This window comes from Tissierella pigra, assembly GCF_009695605.1.
Taxonomy (GTDB): domain Bacteria; phylum Bacillota; class Clostridia; order Tissierellales; family Tissierellaceae; genus Tissierella; species Tissierella pigra.
Genome location: NZ_VUNQ01000013.1, coordinates 37,251 through 54,584 on the forward strand (window position 1 = coordinate 37,251; position 17,334 = coordinate 54,584).

The 17,334-nt window shown below is 30.7% G+C and carries 16 protein-coding genes; all 16 read left to right on the forward strand.

Annotated features, from left to right (window positions below):
• Position 1 precedes the first annotated feature (1 nt).
• Positions 2-2,161: a PASTA domain-containing penicillin-binding protein gene (locus tag FYJ83_RS07650; RefSeq protein ID WP_154439740.1), complete on the forward strand. Its 2,160-nt coding sequence runs from the start codon at positions 2-4 to the stop codon at positions 2,159-2,161.
• A gap of 76 nt (positions 2,162-2,237) precedes the next feature.
• Positions 2,238-3,698, forward strand: coding sequence for a UDP-N-acetylmuramoyl-L-alanyl-D-glutamate--2,6-diaminopimelate ligase (locus FYJ83_RS07655; RefSeq protein ID WP_154439741.1), 1,461 nt, complete (start codon positions 2,238-2,240; stop codon positions 3,696-3,698).
• 31 nt (positions 3,699-3,729) lie between these two features.
• The gene (gene mraY, locus FYJ83_RS07660; RefSeq protein ID WP_154439742.1) at positions 3,730-4,695 is read left to right on the forward strand and encodes a phospho-N-acetylmuramoyl-pentapeptide-transferase; all 966 of its coding nucleotides are present in this window, start codon (positions 3,730-3,732) and stop codon (positions 4,693-4,695) included.
• Between the two features lie 18 nt (positions 4,696-4,713).
• Positions 4,714-6,075 carry a UDP-N-acetylmuramoyl-L-alanine--D-glutamate ligase gene (gene murD, locus FYJ83_RS07665; RefSeq protein WP_154439743.1) on the forward strand — a complete coding sequence of 454 codons (1,362 nt, stop codon included), beginning with the start codon at positions 4,714-4,716 and terminating at the stop codon, positions 6,073-6,075.
• A 1-nt stretch (position 6,076) separates the two neighbouring features.
• The gene (ftsW, locus tag FYJ83_RS07670; RefSeq protein ID WP_154439744.1) at positions 6,077-7,204 is read left to right on the forward strand and encodes a putative lipid II flippase FtsW; all 1,128 of its coding nucleotides are present in this window, start codon (positions 6,077-6,079) and stop codon (positions 7,202-7,204) included.
• 5 nt (positions 7,205-7,209) lie between these two features.
• Positions 7,210-8,316 carry an undecaprenyldiphospho-muramoylpentapeptide beta-N-acetylglucosaminyltransferase gene (gene murG / locus FYJ83_RS07675; protein ID WP_154439745.1) on the forward strand — a complete coding sequence of 369 codons (1,107 nt, stop codon included), beginning with the start codon at positions 7,210-7,212 and terminating at the stop codon, positions 8,314-8,316.
• A gap of 73 nt (positions 8,317-8,389) precedes the next feature.
• Entirely contained in the window at positions 8,390-9,643 is a 1,254-nt protein-coding gene (gene murA, locus FYJ83_RS07680) for a UDP-N-acetylglucosamine 1-carboxyvinyltransferase (RefSeq protein WP_216585246.1), read from the forward strand.
• 20 nt (positions 9,644-9,663) lie between these two features.
• Entirely contained in the window at positions 9,664-10,440 is a 777-nt protein-coding gene (locus FYJ83_RS07685) for a cell division protein FtsQ/DivIB (RefSeq protein ID WP_154439746.1), read from the forward strand.
• 12 nt (positions 10,441-10,452) lie between these two features.
• The gene (locus FYJ83_RS07690) at positions 10,453-11,181 is read left to right on the forward strand and encodes a DUF881 domain-containing protein (protein ID WP_154439747.1); all 729 of its coding nucleotides are present in this window, start codon (positions 10,453-10,455) and stop codon (positions 11,179-11,181) included.
• Between the two features lie 14 nt (positions 11,182-11,195).
• Positions 11,196-11,921, forward strand: a complete 726-nt coding sequence (locus tag FYJ83_RS07695) for a DUF881 domain-containing protein (RefSeq protein ID WP_154439748.1) — start codon at positions 11,196-11,198, stop codon at positions 11,919-11,921.
• Positions 11,914-12,267, forward strand: coding sequence for a small basic family protein (locus FYJ83_RS07700; protein WP_326828318.1), 354 nt, complete (start codon positions 11,914-11,916; stop codon positions 12,265-12,267). Before FYJ83_RS07695 ends, FYJ83_RS07700 begins: the two co-directional genes overlap by 8 nt.
• A 58-nt stretch (positions 12,268-12,325) precedes the next feature.
• The gene (gene ftsZ / locus FYJ83_RS07705; protein WP_154439749.1) at positions 12,326-13,423 is read left to right on the forward strand and encodes a cell division protein FtsZ; all 1,098 of its coding nucleotides are present in this window, start codon (positions 12,326-12,328) and stop codon (positions 13,421-13,423) included.
• A gap of 280 nt (positions 13,424-13,703) precedes the next feature.
• Positions 13,704-14,288 (forward strand): hypothetical protein, encoded by a 585-nt coding sequence (locus FYJ83_RS07710; protein ID WP_154439750.1) that lies wholly within the window; start codon positions 13,704-13,706, stop codon positions 14,286-14,288.
• 334 nt (positions 14,289-14,622) lie between these two features.
• On the forward strand, positions 14,623-15,306 hold the full coding sequence (locus tag FYJ83_RS07715) for a cadmium resistance transporter (protein ID WP_216585245.1): 684 nt from the start codon (positions 14,623-14,625) through the stop codon (positions 15,304-15,306).
• 326 nt (positions 15,307-15,632) lie between these two features.
• Entirely contained in the window at positions 15,633-16,556 is a 924-nt protein-coding gene (locus FYJ83_RS07720) for a sigma-E processing peptidase SpoIIGA (protein WP_154439751.1), read from the forward strand.
• Positions 16,540-17,262 (forward strand): RNA polymerase sporulation sigma factor SigE, encoded by a 723-nt coding sequence (sigE, locus tag FYJ83_RS07725; RefSeq protein WP_216585244.1) that lies wholly within the window; start codon positions 16,540-16,542, stop codon positions 17,260-17,262. The genes FYJ83_RS07720 and sigE overlap by 17 nt, the downstream gene beginning before the upstream one ends.
• The last annotated feature ends 72 nt before the right edge of the window (positions 17,263-17,334 follow it).

The window sequence follows — 17,334 nt, forward strand, 5'->3', positions numbered from 1 at the left end:
TTTGGCAAGACCCAGTTATTCATCTAAGAAAAGATTATTATTTGTTTTAGGCGTTGTAATATTTATATCCACTTTTCTAATAGGAAGACTAGGATATTTGCAGGTTGTGAAAGGTGAAGAGCTGAAGAAAGGTGCATTAGAGCAATGGACCAAGGGAATAACCATAAAATCTAAAAGAGGAATTATTTATGATAGAAAGGGCAAAAAACTAGCCGTAAGCGTTAGTGCATCTACTGTATGGGCAAGTCCAGCGGATATAAAAGACCCTGATAAAACTGCTAAAGAAGTAGCAAGGATTTTAAATTTAGATGAAGAACAGGTATATTCTAAGATTACAAAGAAAATTGGAACAGAAAAATTAAAACAATGGATAACCAGAGAAGAAGCCCAAGAACTTAGAAAATTAAAGCTATCAGGAATTGAAATTGTAGATGACAATAGAAGATATTATCCCTATGGTAATTTCGCATCTTATGTTTTAGGATTTACCAATATTGACAATAATGGATTAGAGGGAATTGAAAATACTTATGATAAATACTTAACTGGTACCCCAGGGAAATGGGTTAAAACCACAGATGCTGCCAGTAGACAATTGCCTTTTGATGGAGAAAAAATATATGAAGCTTCAGATGGATTATCAGTTGTATTGACTATAGATGAAACTATTCAACATTTTGCTGAAAAGGCTGCAGAAGAAACTCATACATTGACTCAAGCTAAAAATGTTTCAATCATAGTTATGGAACCAAAAACAGGTGATATATTGGCTTTAACTACTAAGCCTGATTATGACCCGAATGAACCAAGAGTTCCTTTAAATGAAGCAACTAAGAAGCAGTGGGAAAATTTATCTTCAGAAGAACTTCAAAAACGTTGGTATGATATGTGGAGAAATTTTGCAATTAGTGATGCCTATGAACCAGGTTCCACATTTAAAATAATTACTGCTGCAACTGCTTTAGAAGAAAATATAATTAAACCTGAAACTCACTTTTATTGTAATGGATTTGTAAGAGATATAAAAGGTGCAGTGCTTAAATGTTCAAGGTGGTATAATCCTCATGGAAGTTTAAACTTCAGAGAAGGAATGAATACATCTTGCAACGTAGTCTTTGTAGATGTAGGTAGAAAAGTTGGAAAAGAAACCTTTATGAAATACATAAAAGCATTTGGTTTTGGGGAAAAAACAGAAATAGAGCTAAATGGAGAACAGGCTGGAATTATACCAGGTAATATAGATAATATAAAAGAAGTCAACTTAGCTACTATGTCTTATGGTCATGGTATTGCTATTACTCCTTTACAGTTGATAAATGCAGTATCAGCTGTGGCAAATGGTGGAAATCTAATGACACCACGACTGGTAAAGGAATTAATAGATGATGATGGGAAAGTGGTAGAAAGTTTTCCACCAGAATTAAAAAGAAAAGTTATATCAGAATCTACTTCTAAGACAATGTTAGAATTGTTAGAAAACGTAGTTAGAGATGGTACTGGAACCAGTGCATATATACCTGGATTTAGAGTAGGTGGAAAAACTGGAACTGCTCAAAAAATTATAGATGGCAGATATGCACCAGGTAAATATATAGGTTCCTTTGTTGCAGTAGCTCCTGCTGATGATCCACAAGTGGCTATTTTAGTCGTAGTTGACGAACCTGTGGGCCAATACTATGGTGGAACTGTAGCAGCACCAGCAGCAAAGTCTGTCCTTGAGGATACTTTAAACTACTTAGAAGTTGCGCCTAAATTTACTGAAGATGAAAAGAAAATGGTTGCAGAAAAAGTAATAGTACCAGATGTAGTAGGTAAGAAAATAGGAGAAGCAGGAAAATATCTAACAGATCTAGGTTTGAAATATACAACTGAATATTCAGATTTAACCTCAGAATCTACTATTATAGATCAATTCCCATTGCCAAATACAGAAGTACAAAAAGGTTCTATAATAGACTTATATTTAAATATAAAACCAGTAGAAAAAATTATAATGCCTGATTTAACAAGTAAAACTAAAGCTGAAGTAATGGGGATTCTTGATGATTTGAACTTAAACTATGAGTTAAAGGGAGAAGGTACAGTCATAAATCAAACTCCAGCCTCTGGATTACAAATTTCTACTGATGAAAAAATAGAGGTTGAATTTGGAGACACATAAGAGTAATATAAGTAGAGGCAACTTATTTAAGTTGCCTTTTAGTTAATGTTATAGAAGGAAAGAATAGAGGTGCAATATGAAACTGAAAGATATAGTAAAAGACTACAAAATGGATTTAATAAAAGGAAATTTAGAGGTAGATATAAAAAATGTTAGAAATAATTCAAGATGTGTAGAAGAAGGAGATTTATTTATTGCAGAAAAAGGTTTTACAGTAGACGGACATGATTATATCCAAAATGCAATAGATAATGGTGCAATAGCCATAGTAACGGAAAAAGAAATATCTATTAAAGAAGATATTACAATAATTAAGGTAGAAGATACAATAGATGCTCTAGGCAAATTTTCAGGAAATTTCTTTAATAGTCCATGGAATGATTTAGAGATCATAGGCATTACTGGAACTAACGGAAAGACATCTATAACTTATTTTATTAAATCTATATTAGAAGAAAATAATAATAAAATAGGTATAATAGGAACTATAGGTGCAGTGATAGATGGGGAAAATATAAAATTAGAAAATACTACTCCAAACTCTTTAGTTATTCATAAACTATTGAAAGATATGGTAAATAAAAATACTGAGTTCTCTATAATGGAAGTCTCATCCCATTCTCTAGAATTAAAAAGAGTAGACAACATAGAATTTCAAATTGGGCTATTTACCAATCTTACTAAAGATCATTTAGATTATCATGAAACTATGGAAAATTATTTTAATAGCAAACTAAAACTTTTCTATAAAACCAATAAGTTCAATATAATAAATATAGATGACGAATATGGAAAAAAAATAGTTCAATCAGTAGGGGAAAGAATTCCTTTGATTACTTATGGGATAAAAGATGGAGCAGATATATTTGCAACCAATGTAGAATTTACACTATCAAAGGTAAAATTTACTCTAAATACTCCAAAGGGTAGTACAGATATATTACTTAATATTCCAGGAGAATTTAGTGTATATAACGCTTTAGCTGCTGCAACTGTGGCCTATGCTTATGATGTTCCGTTGGATATAATTAAAAAAGGTTTAGAAAAAGTTCAAGGAATAAAAGGACGATTTGAAGTAGTACCTACAAATACAGATTATACAGTTATTATTGATTTTGCCCATACTGCTGATGGACTTGAAAAAGTACTTACTGTAATTGATGAATTTGCAGAAGGAAGAAAAATAGTTGTATTTGGAGCTGGAGGAAATAGAGATAAGACAAAGAGACCAGTAATGGGTGAAACTGTAGCAAGTCATGCAGATTTATCCATAGTGACATCGGATAACCCAAGATATGAAGACCCTGAAGCAATTATAGAAGATGTTTTAATAGGTACAAAGAAAGTAAATGGTAAATATGTAAAAATTGTAGATAGAATAGAAGCAATAAAATATGCAATTGACAATGCTAAACCTAAGGATATAATTCTTCTAGCAGGAAAAGGTCATGAGACTTATACTATCATTAAAGGAGAAACCTATCCTTGTGATGAAAGACAAATAGTACTTGAGTATTTAAACTCAAAGAATATTTAAAAAGATTAGATACTTGAGAGGAGAAAACCTAATGATTGAATATATAGATATTTTTAGAACTATTTCTATTTCATTTTTAATTACACTTATACTGGGACCAATAATAATTCCTATGCTTAGAAAACTTAAAATAGGTCAAAGTGTTAGAGATGATGGACCTCAAACCCATCTTAAAAAATCAGGAACCCCCACTATGGGTGGAATTATTATATTCATGGCTTTAATACTTACTGTACTGACTTCAGGAATGTTAAATAAGGACACATATGTACTTTTAATAGCTACCTTTGGATTTGGACTAATAGGGTTTATTGATGATTATATTAAAGTAGTAAAGAGAAGATCTTTAGGACTGAGAGCATATCAAAAGTTAATAGGACAAATAATATTAGCCACAATGTTAGCTGTTTATCAGTCATCTACATCAGTTTTAGGAACAAAGCTTATAGTACCTTTTCTAAAAAATCAATACTTAGACTTAGGAATTTTTTATATTCCATTTATTGCTTTTGTAGTAGTAAGTACTGTAAATGCTGTAAATTTAACTGATGGTTTAGATGGATTAGCATCAGGAGTTACATTAATAGTTTTATCATTCTTTGGACTTATAGCATTAAACTGGGGAATGAATAGTATCTCTATATTCTCAACAGCTTTAGCAGGAGCTTGTTTAGGATTCTTGATACATAATGCACATCCGGCAAAGGTTTTTATGGGAGATACTGGGTCTCTTGCTTTAGGAGGAGCAGTAGCAGCCATAGCAATACTACTAAATATTCCTTTGATAATACCAATAGTAGGTGGAATTTACTTTATTGAAACATTATCTGTAATTATACAGGTACTTTCATATAAATTAACAGGAAAAAGAGTATTTTTAATGGCACCATTACATCATCATTTTGAACAAAAAGGCTGGAAAGAAACAAAAGTTGTTGCGGTGTTTTGGAGTGTCACAGTTATTCTTTGCTTAATTGGAATTTTTAGTTTAATTTAAGGAAAGCGAGTTGGTTTTATGTATTTACAAAGTAAAAAAGTCTTAGTTTTAGGCCTTGGAATTTCTGGATTATCTACAGTAAAAGCCCTTAATCAATTAGGTGCTAAAATAGTAGTATCTGATTCTAAAAAGGAAGAAGAATTAAAGGACTTTTTCCAAAAAACTCAAGATATAGAATTTGAAAAATATTTAAATACAAATGATGTACCTTTGGAGGATATTGATTTAATAATAAAAAGTCCTGGTATTGAACCTAATACTTTGCTTATTGAAGATGCAAATAGAAGAAATATTGAAGTAATAACCGATATAGAATTGGCATATAGAATTTCTCCTACAGATAATATAATAGCCATAACAGGTACAAATGGAAAAACAACAACTACAACCTTAATAGGAGAAATTTTTAAAGATGCTAGCTACAATACATATGTAGCAGGAAATATAGGTGTTGGTATATTATGGGATATGGCAAATGCCAAGAAAGAAGATATATTTGTAATAGAGTCTAGTAGTTTTCAGCTAGAAAATACAGTATCTTTTAAACCAAAAATAAGCCTTATAACCAATATTACACCAGATCATTTAAATTGGCATGGAAATTTAACAAATTATATTAATGCTAAGAAAAAAGTATTTAAAAATCAAGATACTGGTGATTATACTATATTAAACTATGATGATAAAACCATTAGGGAAATGAGAAAAGAACTAAAATCCAATATTATTTGGTTTAGTGTTAATGAAAAATTAGATAATGGGGTATTCATAGATGGGGAAAATATAGTTATAAAAGAAGGAATAACCACTATAAAAGTATTGTCATATAAAGAACTACAAATATTAGGAAAGCATAATCTAGAAAACGTTTTGGGAGCTGTAGCTGTAGCTTTTTCTTTTGGAATAAATACAGACATAATAGCCAAGACATTAAAAAAATTCCCAGGAGTAGAACATAGAATAGAATATGTAACAACTATAGGTCAAAGGAAATTTTATAATGATTCCAAAGGAACAAATCCTGATTCAACTATAAAAGCTATAGAAGCTTTGGATTCACCAATAATTTTAATCGCTGGTGGACACAATAAGGGTTCAGATTTCAATGAGTTAATTCTTTCCTTTAATGGAAAAGTAAAAGAATTAATACTCATGGGAGAAACTAGAGAAGTAATTAAAGAAACTGCAATTAAAAATGGAATTGAGAATATTCATCTAGTAGAAAATATGAAAGAAGCAGTAAATTTAGCCTATGAATTAGGAGAAGACAATGACAATATATTACTATCTCCCGCTTGTGCTTCTTGGGGAATGTATAATAATTTTGAAGAAAGAGGTCAAGATTTTAAAGATGCCGTTTATGGTCTAAAGGAGGATTAAAATGGCAAAGAAGAAGTCTGTAGAAAAAAAGAAAGCTGTTGATTTCAGCTTATTAATGACTACCTTAATTTTAGTTTTTATAGGTATAATCATGGTATTCAGTTCATCATGGCCAGAAGCAATGCAGGATTTTGGCAATGGATATTATTTTCTAAAGAAACAGATAATAGCTGCGACTATAGGTTTGTTTGGAATGTTAGTTTGTATGAATATCGATTATAAGGTTTGGAGAAAATATTCTACTTTAATTTATATAGTAGCTTTAATTTTAGGGGCTTTAATTTTTACACCTTTAGGGATTACTTTAAAAGGAGCTAGAAGATGGATTAATTTAGGATTCACTACTTTTATGCCCTCTGACGCCATAAAAATAGGTTCTATTATTTTCTTTGCTAATTTTCTAGCAAATAAAAAGAAGGACATATCAACTATCCGTCAAGGAACTATACCAGCTTTAATAGTCATAGGAATATCATGTGGTGCAATATATGTACAAAAAGACTTAGGTACTACACTTACATTAGCTGGTACAATGATGAGTATGTTTTTCATAGCAGGAATGAATCTATATCATCTAATTTTCATGGCAATAGGTGCAGTAGGTTTAGGAGTTTTAGCTTTAAGTGGTGAACATAATGCCTATAGACGTAATAGAATAACTGCATTTAGAGACCCATTTGCATATAAGTTAGATATTGGTTGGCAAGCAGTACAATCTCTATATGCTTTAGGATCTGGTGGGTTATTTGGATTAGGACTTGGGAAAAGCAGACAGAAGTTTTTCTATATACCAGAGTCCTATAATGACTTTATTTTCTCCATTATAGGGGAGGAATTGGGATTTCTAGGAACTCTTACTGTAATATTATTGTTCTTATTATTGGTTTGGAGAGGAATTCGTATAGCTCTTAGTATAAATGATACCTTTGGTTGTTATTTAGCAACTGGTATTACAGCCCTTATAACTATACAAACTATAATTCATATAGCGGTAGTTACATCATCTATACCAACTACAGGTATAACATTACCTTTGATTTCATATGGAGGTACTTCTTTAATGGTTTATATGTCTGCCATAGGTATACTTCTAAACATTTCAAGACATGCAAATTTAGATAGGAGTTGAAAATAATGAAGTATTTAATCACAGGAGGAGGTACAGGAGGACATATCTATCCAGCACTTTCCATAGCAAATGAAATAAGAGATAAAGATAAAACCGCCAATATTCTTTATGTTGGTACTGAAAAGGGGCTTGAAAGTGAGTTAGTGCCTAAGGAGGGGTTTCCATTTAAGACCATAAGGGTCAAGGGGATGCCAAGAAGAATAAATAAGGAATCATTTATAGCTCTAAAAGAGCTTCTACATGGTATAAACGATGCCAAAAAGATTATAAATGATTTTAAGCCAGATGTGGTAATTGGTACAGGAGGATATGTATGTGGACCAGTGGTATATATGGCAAAGAAGAAAAAAATACCTGCCTTAATACATGAGCAAAATGCTTTTCCAGGAATTACAAATAAAATACTTTCTAGATACGTAGACAAGGTATTAGTAACCTTTGATGAGGCAAAGAAATACTTTAAGTATCCAGATAGAGTAATAAATGTAGGCAATCCAATTCGTAAGGAAATTATAAATATCAACAAAGAAGAAGCATATAAAACTTTAGATATAGATAAAGATATTCCATTAATCTTATCATTTGGTGGTAGTGGTGGACAGAAAAAACTAAACGATGCAATGTACTATTTTATTAAGGAATCTATAGATAGAAAAGACATTCAAGTGATTCATGTAACGGGTAAAAGGTTTTACGATGAATTTGTAAATAAATTTAAAAATGATAATATCAAATTACCTAAGAATATTAGAGTTTATTCATATTTTTATGAGATACCAGAAGCTCTTAATATATCATCTCTTGTAATTACAAGCTCAGGAGCAATTACATTAGCTGAAATATCTGCTGTGGGAGTTCCAAGTATTCTTATACCAAAGTCATATACGGCAGAAAATCATCAAGAATACAATGCAAGAGCTTTTAGTGACAGGGGAGCGTCAGTGTTGTTACTTGAAAAGGACTTAAACAATAGTGAGTTTAGCAATACCATAAATAGATTGATTAAAGATAAAGGTGTATTAGCTAAAATGACAAAGGCTAGTAAAGCTCTTGGAAAGATTAATGCTGCTGAAAGAATAGTCGACATAATAATGGAAGTAGCTAAAAAATAAAATTGTAACCACCTATAGACCGCTGCATAATATGGTGATATACACTTATTATCAACTATGCGGAGGTGGTTAGGTGGAAAAGTATATTATAAATGGTGGTAGCAGATTAACTGGAGAACTTTCAATTTCAGGAGCTAAAAATGCAGTATTGCCAATATTAGCAGCTACAGTTATAGGTGGAAATAAAAGTACGATAACAAACATTCCTAATCTTAGAGATGTTCAAATAATGAAGGAGATATTACTAACTTTAGGGTGTACTGTAGAATATGATGGAAGTACCATGATTGTTGATTCCAAACCACTAAATCAAATAGTAGTGCCAGAAGAATTAGTCAGAGAAATGAGATCTTCGATTATATTAATGGGTGCAATGCTTTCTAGAACAGGTGAAGTTATTTTATCTTATCCTGGTGGTTGTGAAATAGGTCCAAGACCTATAGACCTGCATCTAAAGGCAATAAGAGATATGGGGGCAGAAATTGAAGAGTCCCATGGGCATCTTCATTGTAAAGTCACAAGGCTAAAAGGTGCAGAGATACAGTTGGATTATCCTTCCGTAGGGGCAACAGAAAATATAATTTTGGCAGGAGTAAAAGCTGAGGGAACAACAATTATTAGAAATGCAGCTAGAGAGCCAGAAATAATTGATTTGCAAAATTACTTAAACAAGGCTGGGGCAAAAGTTTCTGGAGCAGGGACATCTGTTATAGTAATAGAAGGTGTAGATGAGTTTAGAGATGTAAATCATAGTATAATATCTGATAGAATTGTAGCTGGAACTATTATGACTGCTGCAGCAATAACTGGTGGGGATATAATAATCAATAATATTGTTATAGATCATGTATTAAGTATTATAGCAAAGTTAAGAGAAGCAGGAGTAATTATATATACAAATGGCAATTCAATGAAGGTAATGGGACCTAGGAAAATCAATTCTATCGAAATGTTACAGACCCTTCCTTATCCAGGTTTTCCAACTGATATGCAGGCTCAAATGATGACACTTTTAACTGTAGCAAGTGGAACCAGTATAATTTCTGAAACAGTGTTTGAAAATAGATTTAAACACGCTGAGGAATTAGCAAGAATGGGGGCAAATATTAAAACTTTTGGTAAAGTAGCAGTAATTAAGGGAGTAAAAGAGTTAACAGGTGCTAAGACTACAGCAAAAGATTTAAGGGGTGGAGCTGCTTTGGTTTTAGCAGGGCTAATTGCTAGAGGTACTACTGAAGTTTATGATATTTATCATATTGAAAGAGGGTATGAGAATCTACATTTAATTTTACAAAAATTAGGTGCAGATATTACAAAAGTTAATTAGCAGCTTTTGCTGCTAGTTATATGGGAGGACAAGCTAGAGGTGAGAAGATGAAAAAACTTTCACGGGTAGAGAGAAAGATGAGAAGAAGAAGATTCTTTTTTCGTTTTTTACTATTAATTATATTAACTTTTTCCATAAGTGTACTAGCTCTTAATTCTGATTTTTTTGTTATAAAGAATATAGACGTAATAGGAAACAGCAAACTAACAAAAGAAAATATAATCAGTGAATCATCTATAAAGCTAGGTGAAAACATATTTAAAGTAAGTATAAAGGATGGTAAGGAACACTTAAATAGACTTTCTTATGTAAAGGATGTAAAGATAAAGAGAAAACTTCCAAAAGGAATTATTATAAATATTATAGAACGGAAAGAAATTATTCAAATAAAAGAAATTTCTGCTTTTCTTTTAATAGATATAGAAGGATATGTATTGGATATAGTAGATAGTGAAGATCATAATTTACCACAGCTAGTAGGATTGAATATAAAAGATAAAAAGCCTGGAGATAATGTTTTTTCTTTGGAAAAGGATAATGAGGGTATTGAATTAATCAAAGAAGGACATGCCATTAAGCTTCTGCCAAAAATTAAAGAAATCAATATGGAAGATGATGGCAATGTGAATATAGTATTATTTAATGGTATTACTGTTGCCTTTGGTACACTAGATAATGTAAAATATAAACTAGGACTATTAAATACAATTTTAAAAGATGTAGAAGAAAACCAAAGGCCTTGTACTATGATTGTAATGAATAAAGGAGATAATCCATTTATTGTTGTTGATGATTAAGGGGGGGGTAAAATGAAAAGAGTTAAAGAATATATTGCGTTAGTTATAGTATCAATTTTTTTGGGAATTATTTTATCCATCCAGTTTAAAACCATAAATAAAACTGTTGGAGAAGGTGTTATGCCAGCACAGAGAGCCCAGCAATTGGCTATAGAACTTAAAAAAGCCCAAAATGAAAGGGAAGCTCAGGGAAAGATAATTGAAGAACTGGAAACTAAGATAAAACAATATGAAAAAGGTGAAATAGATAAAAATGTATATGCTGAAACTTTATACAATGATACAATGAAATATAGGATGTTAGCTGGATATTTAGATGTAGAAGGACCGGGAATAATTATGGAAATTAATGATCCTCCCGTAGATTTAGAATTTGGAGATGGTTATAGCATTTCAGATGAATTAGGATTGGTTCTTCAAGTAATATCTATTTTAAATGCAGCTGATGCCGAAGCAATATCTATTAATGATCAAAGATATACTGCTTTTACTGAAATAGAAAAGGCAGGAAATCATATTGAAATAAATGGTGTATCCACTAGTACACCAATAGTCATTAAGGCAATTGGAAAACCAGAGACATTGGAATCAGCTTTGAATCTTAAAGGTGGAATAGTAACGCAGCTTAGGGACTATGACTATCTTGTTCATGTACGTCAAGAACCTAGTATAAATATATCTAAGTATAGAAAGATAAAGGAATTTATCTACTCTAGTCCACTGGAACAAACGGCTAATTAATAGGGGTGATTAATATGAAAAAAGACAATCCTAAAATCGTCCTTATGTTTTTTAGTATTATAGTAGGTATTTTCATAGCTACACAGATAAAGATGAAATTAGAAATGTATGTACCAGTTACAGTAAAATCGTTACAAATGACAAAGGCTGAAGTTTTATCTGTTAATAATGAAATCTCAGAGATGAATAAAGTAATAAAACAAAAAGAAGAGGAATTAAAATTACTAGAAAATATTGCTCAAGGTGATAATAATATTATAGATATTTTAATAGAAGATATTAAACATAATAAATTTCACTCAGGAAGAACAGATTTAAAGGGTCCAGGAATTATTATCACTATGTATGATAATCCTGAAGAAAGAATGCCAGGATTTGATATTAATGATGATGTAATTCATGATATAGATATATTACACATTTTAAATGATTTAAAAATAGCAGGTGCTGAAGCCATAAGCATAAATGGAGAAAGAGTTCTGTCCACATCAGAAATAAAATGCGGAGGACCTACCATTAGAATAAATGGAAGAAGTTCTGCAACTCCTTTTGTCATTAAAGCCATAGGTGATCCTAAACTATTATATGCGTCAGTTAGTGCACCTAATACTTATGGGGACATATTAAAAAACTTATATAATATAGGCTTTGAAGTTGAATCTGAGGACTCCATTGAAGTTCCTGGATTTAGAGGAATTACAAATTTTAAATATGCGAAACCAGTAGGAAAGGGTGATTAAATTGTTTTTTGCACTAATTGGAATTTTAATAGGGGCAGTAATAGGTTTTATTTTGCCTTATACCTATAATACAGCCTATTCACTCTACATATCTGTAGCAATATTAGCTTGCTTAGATTCTGTATTCGGTGGTATAAGAGCTAATCTAGAAAAAAACTTTAATATAAATATATTTATTTCAGGTTTTTTTGGAAATGCAGCTTTGGCAGCATTTTTAGCTTACTTAGGTGATAGGTTAGGGGTGCCTCTATATTATGCAGCTATATTTACTTTTGGAGGACGACTTTTTGAAAATTTTGCACAAATTAGAAGAAAACTTCTAGTCAAAAGAAAAGAATCTAATTAATCTTTAAACAATTATATAAAACATAGGATTATCTACTATAAGAGAAGGAGGAAAAAAGATGTTTGATTTTGATGTTGATGTTGATCAATTTGCTAAAATAAAGGTTATAGGCGTAGGTGGTGGTGGAAATAATGCTGTAAATAGAATGGTAGAACATGGTGTTAGGGGTATTGATTTTATTGCCTTAAATACAGATAGACAAGCATTGTTTTCTTCAAAAGCAGAAGTAAAACTACAATTAGGAGAGAAACTAACAAGAGGTTTAGGTGCTGGCGCAAATCCAGATATTGGAGCAAAGGCTGCAGAAGAAAATAGGAATGAGATAATGGAGGCTATAAAAGGAGCTGATATGATCTTCATTACAGCTGGAATGGGTGGAGGAACTGGAACTGGTGCTGCACCTGTGGTGGCAGAAATCGCTAAAGAATTAGGCATACTTACAGTTGGTGTAGTTACTAAACCATTTACATTTGAAGGACCTAGAAGATTAAAACATGCTGAACAAGGAATTGAAGCGTTAAAGTCTAAAGTGGATACTTTAGTTACTATTCCAAATGATAGATTACTTCAAATTTCAGATAAAAAAACTACTATGGTAGAAGCCTTTATGATGGCAGACGAAGTACTTAAACAAGGCATACAAGGTATATCAGATTTAATAGCTGTACCAAATCTTATAAATCTAGATTTTGCAGATGTTAAAACAATAATGTATGCCAAGGGTATAGCACATATGGGAATTGGTATGGCTGCTGGTGACAATAGGGCAACAGAAGCAGCTAAACAAGCTATTAAATCCCCACTATTGGAGACATCAATAGAAGGAGCAAAGTCTGTACTATTAAATATAACTGGTGGAGAAGATTTAGGTATATTTGAAGTTAATGAGGCTGCAGATTTAATTAGAGCAGCTGTAGATAAAGATGCTAATATAATATTTGGTGCAGGTATAGATGAAACATTAAAAGAGGAAATAAAAATAACTGTAATTGCAACAGGATTCGACCAAGTTATACCAGAAAAAAGCACATTAAAAGAAGAGATAAATAATGCAGATACATCTGGAGAAGTAAAAGAAGAAGTAGCAGCAACCAATGATGTAGATGAGTTAGATATTCCAATTTTCCTTAGAAGAAGAGATAGACGAGATTCTTAAAAAATAAGTAAAAACAGGAGAGTATAATATCTAGATGGAGTGGGAATTAAAAATAATCTTACTGATGGAACTAATCCTAAGGAACCTATTGCATTAGAAAGATTTATAACAATATTATATAGATATGACAAGGCTCTAGAGTAAAATCTAGAGTCTTTTTTTTATTTTTACTATTGAAATTTGGATGACAATAACACATCAACATCAAAAAGGCTTGAACTCCTACCATTTGTATAGTATGCTTAAGCTATCATATAATACTAACAGGGGAGGGATATTATTGAAAAAGATATTAGTAGTACTAATAATTATTTCATTATTCATATCTGGTTGCAGTAGTACTCTGAGTAAATCAAGCAATAATCAAGATATGTATGAAGATGGGACTGAATCTTTTCTAGCAGAAGGAGAAAGTGAAATGGGGAAACTTACAGTATTTAAGAAAAATGATGAAGTTGAAGCAATTCAAGAATCAGGACCATTTACTGTAAAAATTAACAAAATGCAAGTTTCAGAATTAGAAGTTGGTGAGAAATACAAAAGGACGTTCTTCGACAATAAAGATGTTGTTACTATTATAACGTTAGAAGTAGAGGCTGAAAACAAAAGCACAGAAACTAACATAATTCCAGATCAAGGAATGATAGTTACAAATACAAAAGAACAAAAGGATGCACATGAAGTTTTTTCGGTAATGCCAGACGGAGCATATATAGGAGAAATAATTAGCGAAGGCAATGTATACTTCGTATTAGATTCAGAAGCAGAAGAAATAACTAGTTTTAAATATGTAATTCCAGGACCGATTGATTCAGATGGAAATAAATTAGGGGAAGACATTACTTTTGATTTGTCATTGGATTAATGATGAACAATAAACAAAACACTTACTGAATTGTAAGTGTTTTTATTATGCTTAAAAACATGAAAAAGGCAATGATACAATGAGATATATAAACAATTATAAATCGTTGAAAATTATGGTACAATTAAATGTATAAATTAAGTTACAACTTCACTAAATTGTACTTCATAAATTAGAATTTGGAGGTCAATCATGAAAAATGGTATGATGAGTGTATCTGTTACAAGGTCATGATGATTATGTTCCCAATCATGGAGGAGGTAGAACTGGATTAGCAAACCTATATATACAATTTTGTGTACATAGGTTTAAAATATTTTAGGGAGGAATATCAGTGATTGGTTCAATGGTGACATCAATTATTTCTTTCATAAGCACTAATATTGATGATATATTTGTATTAATGATTCTATATTCACAAGTCAATGATAAGATGAAAAAAAGTTATATTGTGACTGGACAATATCTTGGCATTAGCATATTAGTTATGCTTAGTCTTTTAGGTGCATTTGGTCTACTTATATTGCCAGAAAAATATGTTGGTATTTTAGGTATCATACCAATAATATTAGGAATAAAAGCATGGTTTGATTCCAAAAAAGAAATACAAGAACTTCACACCAAAAACTACAGTTTCATTGAAGAAGATATAGACAACAATGGGATATATGGAAAAAGAGAAAAGGAAACTCACTTTAACAAAATTGAAAAAATAAAAAGTTTTCTAGGGAAGATAATTAAGCCAGAAATATTAAGTGTTATGCTTATTACTATTGCAAATGGAGCTGACAATATTGGTATATATATTCCTTTATTCCGCAGTTACACTTTCGGACAACTAATAATCACTATAATCATCTTTTCGGTAATGATTGCATTGTGGTGTTTTTTAGGCGAAAAAATTTCAAGTTTCCCTCAAGTCAAAGAAATACTGCAAAAATATAAACGTATTATTATTCCTATTGTTTTTATTGGACTTGGTATCTTTATAATTATTGAAAGTGGGTTATTCTTTTAAAAATTTATTTCATCATATAAAATGAATAAATCCCATGAATTGAAAGATAATCAGAAGTACTAAGTGTAGTATGAGATTTTAATTCAGCAGAAAAATAAAATTTTAATTGATTAAATTTGATTTTTATTATTTTTCGACAAATTACTAAAATGTGCATTTTACAACATTTATTCAAGTCGTGACTTGAAGTGAAAACTATTAATTGTCGTATCTCGTATCTTATTGCCGAGATACGTTTTTTTTATTACCTATAAAATGACAAAAAATTTGGATTATATGTCCTATAATAATTAATAGAGAATAAAATAGACAGAGGGGGTATTTCTTTGTATGTAGTAGCAGAATATTTGTTTATTGAAAATTTCCTCATAAACTATGCTATTTTACAAAGCACCAAAATAATTACTAGAACAAAGACGAAAAAAAGTAGGATTTTTATTACTTCAACTATATCAGCTTTATATCCATTCGTCTTATTTTTTCCAATGCTGAGTTTTCTTACAAACTTTTTTATGAAAATAATAATATCTATAGTTATAGTTAAATTAGCATATAATTCTAAATCTTTAAGTTTATATTTGAAACAGTTATCTGCATTTTATGTAATATCTTTTGTATTTGCAGGAGCAAGTATAGGAACTTATTATTTCACAAATAGTTATGAGGATATATTATTTAAATACAATGGGGTGAATCATTCTATACCCATGAAATATATATTTTTAGGAGTGATTTTAGGTGGGATTATGATTAAAGGTATATTTCACTATTATCAAGAGAAAGTATCTAAAGAAAAGGAATTATTAGATACAACTATATATTTGAATGACCAAAAAGTATGTTTTACAGCACTTACAGATACAGGGAACTCTTTAATAGAACCAATATCTAAATCTCCAGTATTTGTTGTAGAATATAAGGTAATAAAGGGATTATTACCAGAAAGACTAAAAAATATATATGATAATAATAGGGAAGAGGATTTTACAGCCTTACAGGGAGCCATAGAGGACGTAGGTGATGAAATTATCCTTCGGCTTATTCCATTTAAGGCAGTAGGTGCTAAAAATGGTATTTTATTAGGTTTTAGACCGGATTATATTACTGTTACAGAGGACAGTTATGAAAAGATATATAATGATTTATTAATAGGGATATTTAATGATAAATTGTCTCATGATGATCAGTATCAAGGATTATTAAATGTAAATATATTAAATGGAGGGGATTTAAGTGTTAAAGAAAATTAAAATAAAACTGCATAGGTTTATATATAATGTATTACATAAATTAAAATTAGTTAAAGGTGTTTATTATATAGGTAGTGGAGAGGTGCTGCCACCACCATTGAATCCAGAAGAAGAAGAATACTATCTATCTATTCTTAAAACAGATGAAAGTGTAAAAAGTATTTTAATCGAAAGAAATTTAAGACTTGTAGTATATATAGCAAGAAAATTTGAAAATACTAAAATATCCATAGAAGACCTTATATCCATAGGGACAATTGGGCTAATAAAGGCTGTAAATACTTTTGATCCAGATAAGAACATTAAACTAGCTACTTATGCCTCTAAATGTATAGAAAATGAAATTTTAATGTATTTAAGACGAACTAGTAAGATGAAATCGGAAATATCTTTAGATGAACCTTTAAATACCGATTGGGATGGTAATGAGCTTTTATTATCTGACATTATGGGTACTGAAGGAGATATTATATTTAAAGATATAGAGATGGAAGTAGATAAAACTCTATTGAGGCAATCAATAAATAAATTGTCCAATAGAGAAAAAACCATAATAGAATTACGATTTGGACTACAAAATCCCAATGGAAAAGAAAAGACTCAAAAGGAAGTAGCTGATATGCTGGGGATTTCTCAATCTTATATATCTAGATTGGAAAAAAGAATAATAAAAAGATTAAAGAAAGAAATGGTAAAATTGATGTAAAATGGTTTGCCTCTAAAATTATTTTTTGAATAAAAATAATTTTAGAGGCAATAATTTTATACGAAAGGGGCA

What these genes read in the sequence shown, in the direction of transcription:
- FYJ83_RS07685 (WP_154439746.1), top strand. Translation starts at nt 9,664, where the DNA reads ATGGGAGGACAAGCTAGAGGTGAGAAGATGAAAAAACTTTCACGGGTA.
- FYJ83_RS07655 (WP_154439741.1), top strand. Translation starts at nt 2,238, where the DNA reads ATGAAACTGAAAGATATAGTAAAAGACTACAAAATGGATTTAATAAAA.
- ftsW (WP_154439744.1), top strand. Translation starts at nt 6,077, where the DNA reads ATGGCAAAGAAGAAGTCTGTAGAAAAAAAGAAAGCTGTTGATTTCAGC.
- murG (WP_154439745.1), top strand. Translation starts at nt 7,210, where the DNA reads ATGAAGTATTTAATCACAGGAGGAGGTACAGGAGGACATATCTATCCA.
- mraY (WP_154439742.1), top strand. Translation starts at nt 3,730, where the DNA reads ATGATTGAATATATAGATATTTTTAGAACTATTTCTATTTCATTTTTA.
- murD (WP_154439743.1), top strand. Translation starts at nt 4,714, where the DNA reads ATGTATTTACAAAGTAAAAAAGTCTTAGTTTTAGGCCTTGGAATTTCT.
- ftsZ (WP_154439749.1), top strand. Translation starts at nt 12,326, where the DNA reads ATGTTTGATTTTGATGTTGATGTTGATCAATTTGCTAAAATAAAGGTT.
- FYJ83_RS07690 (WP_154439747.1), top strand. Translation starts at nt 10,453, where the DNA reads ATGAAAAGAGTTAAAGAATATATTGCGTTAGTTATAGTATCAATTTTT.
- FYJ83_RS07695 (WP_154439748.1), top strand. Translation starts at nt 11,196, where the DNA reads ATGAAAAAAGACAATCCTAAAATCGTCCTTATGTTTTTTAGTATTATA.